Raw genomic sequence first — 12,194 nt, 5'->3', positions numbered from 1 at the left:
GGCGGACACACATCGTGTGTCCGCCCCTTCGGCGTACGTGGTAGCGGGGACAGGATTTGAACCTGCGACCTCTGGGTTATGAGCCCAGCGAGCTACCGAGCTGCTCCACCCCGCGTCGGTAGGCCCGACTCTACGGCACAAGCGGGTGATCACAAACCCGATGGTCAGCTGGTGGTCCGCGCGTCCGCGAACAGGGCGAGGGCCGCGCTGATCTCGCCCGGTTCGATCACCGCCGTGGCCAGAGCCTTGCCCTCATCAGCCGGCGGCTCGGGCGGCTGCCAGTCGATGCCGGCCGCTGTGAGCACGGCGACCAGGTGCTGCACGGCGGAGGCCAGGCGGTCGGCGTTCTCGCCGGAGAGGACCCGCCCTGCCTTGTGCTGGAGGGCCGCGAGGGTCTTCATCTGGGAGGCGACCCGTTCGACGTCGGGTGCCAGGGCGGCCAGTGCCGCGTCGGGACCGGTTCCTTCGACGTCGAGGACCAGGCGCACGGGGCTGGGCTGGCCGACGGTCGGAACGCCGTCGCCGGAGAGCGTGTACGGGACCTCCCAGCTGCTGGAGCCGAAGCCGTCCTCGGTGTACCTCCAGATGGTCGCGATGACCCGGTCCGGGTAGGTGCCGATGATCTCCACCGTGCCGAACTCGAGGCGGTCGTCTTCGGTGGGGCGCAGGCGTTGCTCCACGGCGGAGGCGATGGCGTCGATCCGCTCCTCCAGCGTGCCGGCCAGCGGTGCCAGTTCCACCTGGGTGTCGCCCAGGACCCCGCGGGCCTTGTGCTGCTTGAGGTCGAGGGTTGAGGTGTAGGGGTTCGCGCCGAACAGCACCGGGCTGTACTCGTACAGGTCGAGGTCGGTGATGCGGCGAACCCCTTTGGAGCGTTTGGCCGTTCGGACCTGGTAGCCGATCGACCACTGCACCTGGTCGCCGAAGAACAGCAGGTTGGCGTACATGTCCTTCCCGGCCTGGGTGGCCAGGTTGCAGCGGCCCTTGACGAGGAGCGCGCCGGCCTCGGCGGGCCAGGGCTGGCCGTTCGGCAGGGCGGCGGGCAGTCGGTCGTCGCCGGGCAGCAGCTCCTCGGTGTGTTCGGTGCGGGCGGTCCACACGTTCCAGTCGTGCGACCACACGCCCTTCGGCGTGATCTCCGCGAGGGTGCGGGCGTAGGCGCCGGGCTCGATCACGTCGCCGTCGTGGTCGCGCAGCCCGGTGATCGACACGAGCGTGGTGAAGGTGCCCTGGTCGTCGTCGGTCTCCAGCACGCCGAGCATCGCCTGCTTGTGGTCCAGCGTGCTGCTGGGGGTCGGTGCCACCGTCTCGCTCCCGGTTCGCTGGGTTGGTGGCGGTCACGGTAGGCGGACGGCGGGCTTGGGTCTCGTTCTACTCGTCGTACCAGTTGTCGTCGCCGGTCTCGGCGTAGACCTGCTGGACGTGCCAGTCGCCGGGGCCGGCGAGGATGACGATCTCGGACTCGTCCAGGCAGCCAATGCCGGTCCCCGGGACGGCCAGGATGCGGGTGATGGGCACGTCGCCGCTGATCGTGTAGCCGACGTGGACCTCGCCGCCGTGCGTGGCGAACGCGGTGGCGACGTGTTCTTCGGTGGTGAAGGACGACAGCGGGCGCAGGGGCAGGTCCGTGACCGTGCCCTGGCCGTCGATCTCGCTGACGTGGGTGTCGTCGTAGCCGCCGGTGAAGCCGCGGTGGACGGTGACGTGGGTGACGCCGAGGTCGGCGAAGTGCGCCTGGGTGTTCTCCCACATGGCGGTGAGGAAAGCGTGCAGCACGGGGCCGTCTTCGGCCAGGGCCTGGGCGGTTTCGGCGTCGAGGTCGGCGTCCCCGTGCTCCCAGGCCATGGTGTCGGTGAGGTTGAAGGTCCGGCCGGCGGCCTCCTGGAGGGCGAGGGCGTTCGCGTCGTGGTCGTTGGAGGTCGCCGCCCACCCGGCGACGAGGTGGGAGACGGCCTCGGCGCGGGCGAAGTCCCGGTACTCCTCGGCGCCCATCCTCACGTAGCCCCAGGGCTCGCGGCGGGCGCCGCTGTCGAGGTCGGCTTGGTCGACGTAGTCGGCGTAGCCGTTGGCCCCGGACTCCGGCCGGTACGCGGCGAGGTCTCCGGAACGGACCCGGGCGAGGCGGTCGCGCTGACGGTCGGACAGCAGCTGCTCGTCGGGGACGTCGCTCATCTTCTTGGCGAGCGAGTCGCACATGGCGGCCTTGAGCTTCGCGGGGGACCTCCCCCGTTTCCCGAGCAGGTCTCCCTGGCTCACCGCGTGGTCGTCGGCGAGGGTGCCCGGGAGGCCAGCTCGGCTGGCGCCCGGGTGGTGGGCGAAGCGGCCTTGGAGGTCACGCGCGTGCCGGGCCTCGTCCCAGAGCCGGTTCTTGCGGCGCAGCCGCAGGGTGACGGTGGGGAAGGCGTGCACCGCACCACACCGCCTTCTGCTGGGGATCAGGACGGCGGCAGCGTGGCACCGGACCGGGGGTGGTGTCGCGCCGAGCGGTACGGGGCTACTCCGCGGCCTGCCAGTGCCAGGTGCCGGGGCCCGCCAGGATGACAACCTCCGACTCGTCCAGGCATCCGAGCCCCGTGGCCGGCGTCGCGATCACCCGTTCCGCGGGCACGATCGCGCTCATCACGAAGCCGGGTCCCTCGTCCGTGGCGAAGCCGTGGGCTACGTCCGGGTCGAGGGAGAACGCGGAGAGCGGGCGCAGCAGCGGGTCGGTGAGGGTGCTGCCGTCGACCGTCCAGCCCGCGGGTGGCCGCCCGTCGGAGGTGGCCACGCCGCGCCACACGGTCAGGGAGCCGAGTTGGGCTTCGACCAGGTGGTTCTGGGTGCGTTCCCACATCGCCGTCAGGATCGCCGCATGGCCGGTGCCGAGGGCGGACCGCTGGTTGGCGGTCTCCCGCGCGAGCTGGTCGGTGCTGGGCCAGTCGGCGGCCGGGTGGAGGCCGAAGGCATCCCGTGCGGTCTCCTGGAGGGCGAGGGCTCCGGGGTCTTCGTCGTTGGAGGTCATCGCCCAGGTGGCGACCACCTGGTTGACGGCGTCGCGGCGCAGGAGCTCGCGTGCCCGGTCCGCGTCGACGGGAGTCCAGGACGCGTCCGCCGGGGAGTCGCCCGGCCGGACGGAGTTGGCGATACCGGTCGCGTGGTCCTCGTACGCGTGCACCTGCCCCGAGCGCACCTTGTCGAGCCAGGCCCGGTCGGGCTCCAGCAGCAACGTCTCGTCCGGCATGTCCCGCAGGTCGCGGGTGATCCCCTCCACCACATTCGCCTTGTACGCCTTGGCGACGCGCTCGCCCTGCCCGTCGCGGAACACCAGGCCGTGCTGCTCCTCATCGAAGCGGGGCTCGGAGCGCGGCGCCCTGGACGGCCGGCTCGCGGCCGCCCTGATGCGCTCCAACAGCGGGTTCAGCCCCATGCCAGGGCCGTACGCGAACCGGCCTCGGCCGTCCCGCGGGTGCAGGTCCTCGCGGAACGGCTCGGTCTTCCAGCGCAGGCGTAGGCGCACTTCACGAGCTGCGGGGAGGGCCACTCGAACTCCTGGTGATTGTGCGCAGGTCGAACCGGCACGATCGCAGGAGAACTGCCTACCGTCGCGGTGTGCTCACCGTGGGGACGCCTGTGTCAACGAAGCCAGGCTGCGAAGTGCTGGCGGACCTCGTTCTCTAGTTCGTCAGGGGTCCGCTTCGATCGCATCTCGGCTGCCCAGGAGTCAGGACCAGCGTGCAGTTCATGCCACTTCGGTCGGGCAGCGTGCTGAATCCTGGACCGCCCCGGATGACGGAGGTTGAAACCCTCAAGGGTCGTGTTCCACACCGGCTTGAACTCCGATGTCAGCTCAGCCACTGCTGGCGCAATGAAGAGGTCGTCAATGAACAGCACTCGGACACAGAAGTCCATCGGGTCGAGGTTCCGGCTCTGGTCGAGGGTTCGGCAGTGCTCATCGAGTCGCACGCTCACCGCGGGGGGCTTGAGGTATGCGTTCATCGGCACCGACCCCGACCCCTTCTGAACACCGCCCACGTACAGCGGAACCGGAGTTCCGGAAACCGGGGCGTAGAGCTCGTGAGCACCGATGTAGTAGATCGCGTAGATCCCCGAGTCCCGCGCCCATGAAGCGGCCTTTACGAGGCTGCCGGCCTCGACCGAGCGGAGCCTCTCGACGACGCTGTGTACCAGGTTCTCGGGGCGCAGCGGGTCGAAGTTGTACTCGCGCAAGCGCGGGTCCGCCGGCTCCCGGGCGATCCGGTGCACCGGCTCGCCGATCCGGAGAGTCTCGGCGGCCACGGATCGTGGTTGTACTGCTTCCTCGTTGCGGGCGATCGCAAGAAGGTTCCGCAGCGGGGCAGGGTCGGCGTTCAAGGTTTCCGCGAGCACCTCAAGGGTTCGGTCAGACGGAGGCGGGCTGTCAGGGCTGAACGCCGCCGAGACCGTCGTTCGGGACAGGTTTCCTTCGCTGGCCACCTGCGCCTTGGTCTTCCGTGACTGAGCGAGCAAGTCGGCGAGGGCGTCACTCAGTTGCTGCCGACCACTCTGGTCACCCACGGGACTCACTCCTCGACTCTCAGGTGTACAGTTGCGTTCAATCCGGCGGATTGAACATACGCTGAACGCTGGCGTGCTTCACACTCTCCCAATTCTCCAGGAAGGGCGGCCATGCGGGCCCTCGTGTTCGTGACCATCGCTCTGGCGAGCCTCGTCGTTGCTCTCACCAGCGGCCTGCTCCGCTACTGGCGCACCCGTTCCTTCCCCGAAGCAGTCGAGCGCGGCGCTGCCGCCGCTGGAGCCACACTCGCCCTCGGCGCCGCCTACCTGGCCGTCCTTTGGGTGAAGTAACGAGCGGAGACCCGGCTACCGACTGCGTTCAGCACCGGGCAGCGACTCCGCCTCTTGCCGCAGGCTGGCTGGCGCGGCCTTGCCGAAGGGCTGGGCCAGGACCCGCCGGGCGGCTCCCTGCCGGTCGACGCGGAGTACCTGGGCGAGTCCGTCGAGCGTGGTGACGGGCTCGCCGTTCGGGTAGCGGATGTCCCAGCGCCGGCTGCGCAGCCAGTCCTCGTTGAGCTGCTGGCGGTCGCTGGGCGGCGTTCCGGTGGTCATGCTTCATCCTCACACGGGGGTACGGGCGGGGTGGTCGCGGCCCGTCGGCCGGGGCGGGTGGTCAGCGTTCGTCCAAGCGAGGCGGCAGCGGCAGCCGACGGCCTGCCCGGGTGGGGCGGTGGTGTCACCGGGGTGGCGCAGCAGGTCGTCGCCGATGGTGAAAGGCTGGCCGTAGGGCTGGGTCTGGCCGTCGGCCGCGTCGTGGTCGGGCCTGGTCCGGCCGTCATGGTGGGCGACCCAGCGGCGGACGAGGCCGGTGCGGGCGCTGGCGGCGGCGGCCTGGTCTCGGGCGCTCTCGACGGTGGCGGTGGCGAGGTGGCTCGCCTTGACGCTCGCCCAGCCCGCGAGGGAGCGGCCCCAGCCGCGGGTGGCCTCGGCGATGCCCGCCAGGCTCTTGCCCTCCCGGTCGGCGCCGGCCACGTCGTCGGCGAGGGCCTGGGCCTGCTTGGCGAGCCAGGTGGTGAGCAGCGGGGCGATCGTGGGCCAGACGGTGGCGGTGGCGGTGCCGGTCGACCCGAGGGCGGTGTGGAGCTCGGTCGCGGCCGTGGTGGCGGCCTGTTCGATGAGGGGCTGGAGGGCCTGGGCGGCCTCCTGCTGCCAAGTGGCGACGTCAATCACCTGGTCGACGGGCAGGCCCTTGACGCCAGTGCGGGCGGTGGTGTCGCCTCGGTCGTCCCAGTGCCGGGTGCCCTTGCGGTGCCGGGGGGAGTTGAGCCGGGCGATGGTGCGTTCCGTCCAGCGGGTGGTAAGCGTCTGGAGGGCGTCGTCCAGGCGGCCTCGGAGGGAGTCGGCCGCGGTCTCGTCCAGGACGAGGTCGGAGGCGGGTGTCAGGGTTTTGCCTGTGGCCGGCGCCGGGAGTGGTGTCGTGGTGTCAACGGCCGGGGCATCTGCCGCGCGGGCGGGTAGGGCGGTCCGGCCGGAGGCCAGCCACAGGGCCCGGGTCTCGGGGGTGTCATCGATCTCGTCGGCGTATCCGGCGAGTTCGGCGTAGGAGCGGATCGAGCGGACGCCGGCGGCGACTTCCTCTCGGGCTTCGGACAGGCGTTTGGTGCGGGGTTCGCGCAGCACGTCGATGTCGGAGGTGTCGAAGTAGACCTCGTTGTCGTCCCCGGCGTCGTCCTGGAAGGCGTCGGCGATCAGCCGCAGGTGCGGCGGCATGGTGATCTCCCAGAACGTCGTCTTCTCGGCGCGGGCGTTGTCGAACGTCCTGCCCGAGGCGTTACCGAGCTGGGACTCCGGAACGCCGAACGCGGCAAGCAGCTCGATCTTGGACAGGGCGGCGACGGTCTCGTAGGCCATGTCCCGGGGTGTGACGGAGGTGTCCGTGACGGTGACGTTGCCGCCGTTCAGCACCGTCCAGGAGCCGGCCGCAGACGGCCCGGTGCCGAACCTGGCGCGCAGCAGGCGCAGTTCGTCGTCGTCCATGTCGCCGTCGATGCCGATCACGCCGCCGGGCCTGGCATCGTTGTTGACGAACGACAGGTTGTAGTGGCGGGTGAAGAAGTCAAGGTCGGCGGACAGGCCGGCGGCTTCCAGCGGAGTGATGCCGGAGTAGGGGTCGAGCGGGTGGGGGTTACGGATCCACCGCACCTGGTCGACGTCGAGGCGGCGCAGCTCACCGGTGATCGTAACGGTCTCGAAGTGCGAGATGAGGTCGGCGCCGGTGGACGGTACCGGCCGGGTTCGGCCCGGTGGCAGCAGGTCGATCCGCAGCAGGTCACCTCCGCGTGAGAACGTCGGCTCGAGGAACACCCCGCGCTTGGACAGCAGGAGCTGCATGCTGGCGCGCTTCTTGAAGGTCCACGCGCCCTCGGCCGGGTTGGACCGGATGTTCATCGCGCGGTAGAGCGGGTGCGCGTCGTGGGGAGGCATCGGCTCGTCGGAGGTGCCGCTGCGTGGGCGGACCCGAAGCGGCCTGTCCGCGGCGTGGTTGGAGATCGTGTCGACCGCCTTGTAGATCCACACGGCCCGCTCCATGCCGTCGCGCACCGCGCGCTCGACGGACCACGGACGGGCCCGGTCCACGCCTGCGGGCGTCCAGCCGATCGTGTACTCCGGCCCGGACTTGATGGCCGGCGCGGGACGTCGCAGGGTGGGGAGCCAGCGGTGGCGGGGCATCGATTCCTCCTACTGCTCGGTGTGGTGGCCGAGGACGGCGGCGACCGCGAGCGCGAGCAGGCTGGTGCAGGCGAGGCCGAGGCGGGGGTCGGTGGCGTAGGCGGCCGCGTTGAGGCCGATGACGCCGAGAACGAGCAGGACGACGGCGACGACGTCGCGCACCCGGCGTGCAGTCAGGTGCGCGACGTCGTCCGTCAGATGGGGCTGGTGCCTGCTGGGTATGGTCACGGCAGGCAGGCTAGGCACTTCGGTGCCTAGCGTCCCGGCGGCTGCTCCCGCATCCGGTTGCCAGGGTCCCTGGGATCCGGCTTGCGGAAGTTCGCGGCCGCGGCGACTTGGTGCGGGTTCTCGGGGACGGGACGGCGCTTGCGGGTGCCGATGGGGCCACCGTGCAGCATCGGGTCGGAGCCGGCGCACGGGCTTTCGCTGACCTCGTCGTAGGGCCTGCGGCAGCGGATGCACATCACGTCGGCGGAGCGGATCTTGGTCTTGGCCGGGACGCGGTAGACACCGCGGCGGCGCGCGTAGGCTGCGCCCTGCGTGTCCACGGGGACGTAGGCGGCGATCACCCACTCGTGGAGGTCGGCGTTGGTGTCGTCGGTCGGCGTGCTTTCGGCGTTCAAGCTGCACTCCCCTCGCCAGCGGCGCCCTGTGGGTGGGCGCCGGCGGCAGCAGCGGTTGTTCTTCGTGTACATGGGCCCCGTGGTGCCGGTGGCCCCGTCTCGCATGTGGCCTTCGGGGCGTTGCCCGAAGGGGCGGTGGCATCAGCCTTGGCAGGCTGGCCCGTTGTCTTCGATCACCGTGGCCTCAGCGCCCCCACCCGGCTCCCCGACATACGGGTGTCCGGCGCGCCGCTGTGCCTGATACGCCCCGGACAAACTGAGTGGCGCACAACGGTAAGTTGAGTCCAAATCAGATTTACGTGCTGGCTCGTCCACGGCCCGGCATGGGTGCGCAAGCTTCTCCCCCCATTCTGATAGTTGCGGATTCGGGGATTCCCCCCTTAGTCGACCGTAGATGGTGAGCGGCCGATGCGGAATCTGCTCAATGCACAGTTGGCGTATCACCGCTGCACAGCGAACACTGACGGCTATGACTCGTCACCGGCGGTAGTCAGCCGTGGGTGTCGGGCTAGCGGCAACGGGAGCGGGAGGTTGAACTCGGCGGAGATCGCGAGCACAACGTCGTACACGTCGGCGGACTGCCCGAGCAGATCCCGCTGGAGGAAGCGGCCCGCGATCCGCAGCCGCTTACGGACGGTCTGCGCGTGAATCCCGAGGACGTCGGCTACGCGGGCGGTGTCGCCGTCGGCCAGCACCCACGCCCGCAGGATGTCAATCAGGTCCTCCACGAGCACATGAAGGAACTCGGCTTTCCAGGCGTGGACTTCGGGGCTGGCCATGAGGCCCTGGAGGTCGACAAGCCCGCCGTGTGCCGCCTCGCCTGCCCGCTCATCCAGGAAGAGGGCGTCCAGCGCGGCCGCCACCAAGGCCCGGTCGCGAATGTATTCGAGGTTGACTCCCAGGATGCCCGCCGCGGAGCGCACCCGGCTGGCGATGGTGTTGCGGTGGGCGCCGGTGAGTTCGGCGGCCGCCCGTACGGACGACTGGAGCGTGAGCGTGAGTGCCTGGAGCAGCACGTCACGATCCGCTTCCTCCTGCTGGAGAAGCGGGTGCAGCACGGCGGTGGCCCAGCCCGGGTGCAACTGGTTGAGCAGCTCGGGCAGGCGCCCCTGGGAGTTGAAGAGCGCAGTCCTGCTGCGGTTGATGCGGGCGCTGGTGAGGGCCCTGAGGGCGTGCCGGTGGGACCGGTCGGTCTCGGTGATCAGCCGAAGCCCGCTGGCTCCGAGGTGCCGGTAGGGGCGCAGGGCGACCAGCTCGCGCAACGCGGCGCTCACCTCGTCGTCGGTCTCCGTGGAAGTGCACGGCTGCGGGGCGACGATGACCAGGTGCTCTTCGTAGGCCGGGCACGGCGCGACCAGGCAGAGCCGGTCGAGGATGCGCCGGCACTCGGCGTACAGCTCGTCGCGCTCGCTGGGACGGGTCTCCAGGATGTAGACCCGTACGGCTGCTGCGTCAAGCAGGCCGGGGTGGACCTGGGCGGCCGTACGGCGGGCTTTGGGCACCTCGCCCGTCAGCAGCAGTTCCAGGATGGCGACGTGCAGCGCCGTCGCTGCGGCTTGGTGGTTCTGGATCGTGGTGTCGGCGTCCTCGACTGCGAGGTGGAGGGAGAGCAGGTCGGCGGTGCGGGTGGTGATCTGGGTGAGCGCGGGGTCGAACGGGGAGTTCCTGGCGACGGCCAGCACGGCGCGCGGCCGGGTGTTGCCGACGGCAACGAGGCGGATCTCGGCACCGTCGCTCTCCAGGGCGGCCGACTCAAGGGCTCCCGCCGCGATCTGCTGGATCTTGTCGGCGACTGCTGCGAATTTGCTCGCCGAGCGCTGCGGCGCCATGGCGACGACGGCGCCGTCCCGGCCGATCAGCGCGACCCTGCCGCCGGTCTCGCGGGCCAGCCGCCGCACGATGCGGCCGGTGTGCCGGCCGTCCGCCGTGGGACGCGCCTGTCCGAGCAGCCAGTCTCGCCATTCGATGGCCCGGCGCAGGTCGGTCATGCGCTCGCGGGTCACCGCCTCCGCGAGGTCGGTCCACGAGGTGGTGGCGGGAAGGGTGAGCAGCGGTGTCTGCCGGTGCCGCAGGGCACCAAGAAGCTCTGCTGGCACGTGGCCGGTGCTGGAAACGACCGCGAGGGCGCCGGCTCCGGCTCCGACGGTACGGCTCACAAGTTCGTCGAAGCCGGGATCGACCGGGGCCCAGTCGTCCAGGGCTGCGACGGCGAGGGTCGCGGCGAGGCTGCCTCGCCCCCGCTGCCGGTCGCTCGGGTAAGCGGGCCACACGGAGTTGATGGTGCGGGCCAGTTCGTGCGGCAGCGTGCCCGGGAATTCCGTCAATCCGAATTCGAGCATCCCGGTGAGACGCTTTAGCGATGGCATGATCCCCCCTGCTTACTGAAATTTCGCATGCTCGATCACCAGGGCGCGAACATGCCAAAATCGGCGACTCCCCTTCGCCGTTCCGGACGCCCGCACTCCGGAAGAGTTGCCATCAAAGCCCGGCCCATCTCCGCTGTCAATGGGAATAGTTGGGACAAGCATTACCGCCAGATTGCCTCCCAATTCTCCTTCCGTAAGCCCGGTCGATGCCGCCCGTTCGTCAGGCGATCACCCGGACCCGGCGCCGGCCGGTGTGCGGCTCGTAGGGGGCCAACAGAACCGCCTCGGCGCGGTCGGGCGAGCTGACGCCACGTCGGCGCATCGACCGCTTGGACTCGATGACGGTTCGTCCGCCCGAGTTGGTTTCCAGCTTCGGGGCGGACATCTGGGCCTGGGTGCGGCGGTCGACGCGCAGGCGCAGCGATCCCTGCCCGTGGGGCGACAGCAGCGATCTCATCGCCAGCCACATCTCGTCCCGCTTGTTGGAGGGGCGCAGCGTCGCGGCCTCGTCGTCCCGGCCCGTGCTCTCGCTGGCCAGCACGGTGACGATCTCGGCGCGGTGGAGGCCTTCGCGCCGCCAGGCTTCCAGCAGCCCGGCGACGCCCCAGCCGATGCCGACTCCGTCGATCTTGACGCGCACGGGGGCGGTGCTGCCGAGCGCGGCGGCGAGGCCCTGGGCGGCCTTGATCTCCCGCAGCACGACTCCGGCGACGACCACGGCGTCCGCGTTGTCCTGGCCGGCGGTGGCGTGGCGCAGCTCGACCAGGTCGCCGACGGAGCGGGCGATGGCGAACTCGTCGCCTCCGTCGGCGGCGACGTCGACGCCGAGCCTGACCCAGGCGCCGCGCCGCACCCGGTAGGCGCTGGTCTCGCCGTCCAGGCCGAGGGTGTTGAGGGCGACGTAGTCCGGGCCGTCAGGTTCGGGGTTGTCGCTGGCGCGCTCGACCCAGGAGGAGGGGATGGCGCGGGTCTGGCCCCCGCGGGGGAACCTCGCGTGCACCTTCGCTTGGACGAAGGGGGCGTCCTCGCCGTGGTCGCGGATGGCCTCTTCCACCCACTGGGGGTCCACGAGGTGGGTGGCGAGCAGGTGAGCGGGAGCCTGAGGCGGGCAGGCACGGCAGCGCCGGGTGCGTTCACCGGACAGCAGCGGGGTGTCGTAGACGCTGATCGGCAGCACGCGTACGGCGGGGTCGGCGCAGGTCTGCTCAAACCAGCTGCCTTCGTCGTCGGTGGGCGGGTTGCCGATCAGCAGGGCGCGGGTGTGCTCGCCGGTGAGCAGGCCGCGCATCGCGGCGCCGATGATCCGGCCGATGCCGCCGGCCTCGTCCACGATGACCATCAGGCGGGGCGCGTGGATGCCCTGGACGGCGGACTCGTCGTGCGGCGGGGCGCTGAAGCCGTAGGCGACCACGGTGTCCGAGCCGTGGCGGTCGGGCATCTTCCACTGGGCGACGCCGACTTCGCCAGGCAGGCCCGCGCGGGCGACGATCTGGCGGATGTGGGGCCACATCTGGCGCTGGACCTGGCGGGCCCGGGTGGCGGTGGTGACGGTGAGGGCGGTGCCGGGCGGGTGGACGACGGAGGACCAGACGGCGGCGCGGGCGGCGATGTGGGTCTTGCCGGAGCCGAAGCAGCTCGGGACGGCGACGCGGCGCTGGTCGACCAGCGCTTCGAGGATGTCCCGCTGGCGGCTCCACTGGGATTCGCCGAGCACGTCCTCTACGAAGCCGACTGGGTCGTCGGCCCACAGGGCGTAGGGGGCGCCGGCCTCGGCATCGGCCGCTGCGAGGACCTGCGCCCAGTCGCCGGTGTCGAGGGTGGCGTAGAAGCACCGGCGGACGGCGGGTGCCGAGGCGGCGAGGTCCGCGTAGAGGCCGCGGCCGAGCCTGCCGGGGCGGGGCGCGGGCACCGCGGGCAGCGGCTTGGTCACGTGGCCCTCCTAGTCGTGTCGGTCGGCAGGCCACGGTGCCGGACCTGCGGTCGGGTGTCGCGCCGAGCAGCC

At 70.9% G+C, this 12,194-nt stretch carries 11 protein-coding genes and 1 tRNA gene; 1 reads left to right on the top strand and 11 read right to left on the bottom strand.

The genetic code is table 11. The annotated features are described in order from the left end of the window. Window positions 1-38: 38 nt before the first annotated feature. The 5 genes from ACFU7Y_RS05930 to ACFU7Y_RS05910 all read right to left on the bottom strand — a co-directional run bounded on the left by ACFU7Y_RS05930 (window position 39) and on the right by ACFU7Y_RS05910 (window position 4,533). Window positions 39-115 (bottom strand) — tRNA-Met (locus ACFU7Y_RS05930). A gap of 49 nt (window positions 116-164) precedes the next feature. Then, window positions 165-1,304, bottom strand: a complete 1,140-nt coding sequence (locus tag ACFU7Y_RS05925; RefSeq protein ID WP_380766591.1) for an HK97 family phage prohead protease — start codon at window positions 1,302-1,304, stop codon at window positions 165-167. Between the two features lie 67 nt (window positions 1,305-1,371). Further along, window positions 1,372-2,409: a hypothetical protein gene (locus ACFU7Y_RS05920; RefSeq protein WP_380766590.1), complete on the bottom strand. Its 1,038-nt coding sequence runs from the start codon at window positions 2,407-2,409 to the stop codon at window positions 1,372-1,374. Between the two features lie 85 nt (window positions 2,410-2,494). After that, window positions 2,495-3,520 (bottom strand): hypothetical protein, encoded by a 1,026-nt coding sequence (locus tag ACFU7Y_RS05915; protein ID WP_224274980.1) that lies wholly within the window; start codon window positions 3,518-3,520, stop codon window positions 2,495-2,497. 92 nt (window positions 3,521-3,612) lie between these two features. Then, on the bottom strand, window positions 3,613-4,533 hold the full coding sequence (locus tag ACFU7Y_RS05910) for an Eco29kI family restriction endonuclease (protein ID WP_224274982.1): 921 nt from the start codon (window positions 4,531-4,533) through the stop codon (window positions 3,613-3,615). Between the two features lie 111 nt (window positions 4,534-4,644). Between ACFU7Y_RS05910 and ACFU7Y_RS05905 the strand changes: the two genes are divergently transcribed. Then, window positions 4,645-4,824 (top strand): hypothetical protein, encoded by a 180-nt coding sequence (locus ACFU7Y_RS05905; RefSeq protein WP_380766589.1) that lies wholly within the window; start codon window positions 4,645-4,647, stop codon window positions 4,822-4,824. 15 nt (window positions 4,825-4,839) lie between these two features. On the opposite strand, the gene ACFU7Y_RS05900 is transcribed toward ACFU7Y_RS05905, so the two are convergent. The 6 genes from ACFU7Y_RS05900 to ACFU7Y_RS05875 all read right to left on the bottom strand — a co-directional run bounded on the left by ACFU7Y_RS05900 (window position 4,840) and on the right by ACFU7Y_RS05875 (window position 12,122). Next, on the bottom strand, window positions 4,840-5,085 hold the full coding sequence (locus tag ACFU7Y_RS05900) for a hypothetical protein (RefSeq protein ID WP_224274985.1): 246 nt from the start codon (window positions 5,083-5,085) through the stop codon (window positions 4,840-4,842). Window positions 5,086-5,094: 9 nt separating this feature from the next. After that, window positions 5,095-7,203 (bottom strand): phage portal protein, encoded by a 2,109-nt coding sequence (locus tag ACFU7Y_RS05895; protein ID WP_380766587.1) that lies wholly within the window; start codon window positions 7,201-7,203, stop codon window positions 5,095-5,097. Window positions 7,204-7,212: 9 nt separating this feature from the next. Then, complete coding sequence (locus tag ACFU7Y_RS05890; protein WP_380766586.1) at window positions 7,213-7,431, bottom strand: hypothetical protein; 219 nt, start codon at window positions 7,429-7,431, stop codon at window positions 7,213-7,215. Between the two features lie 26 nt (window positions 7,432-7,457). Next, window positions 7,458-7,826: a hypothetical protein gene (locus ACFU7Y_RS05885; protein WP_224274990.1), complete on the bottom strand. Its 369-nt coding sequence runs from the start codon at window positions 7,824-7,826 to the stop codon at window positions 7,458-7,460. A 467-nt stretch (window positions 7,827-8,293) separates the two neighbouring features. After that, window positions 8,294-10,192: a helix-turn-helix domain-containing protein gene (locus ACFU7Y_RS05880; protein ID WP_380766585.1), complete on the bottom strand. Its 1,899-nt coding sequence runs from the start codon at window positions 10,190-10,192 to the stop codon at window positions 8,294-8,296. A 220-nt stretch (window positions 10,193-10,412) separates the two neighbouring features. Continuing rightward, window positions 10,413-12,122 carry a hypothetical protein gene (locus tag ACFU7Y_RS05875; protein WP_380766584.1) on the bottom strand — a complete coding sequence of 570 codons (1,710 nt, stop codon included), beginning with the start codon at window positions 12,120-12,122 and terminating at the stop codon, window positions 10,413-10,415. Window positions 12,123-12,194 lie beyond the last annotated feature (72 nt).

This window comes from Kitasatospora sp. NPDC057542, from assembly GCF_042801945.1.
Classification (GTDB): Bacteria; Actinomycetota; Actinomycetes; order Streptomycetales; family Streptomycetaceae; genus Kitasatospora.
Note: the sequence above shows the minus strand (reverse complement) of the source record. Positions and strands in the feature narration are given on the sequence as shown.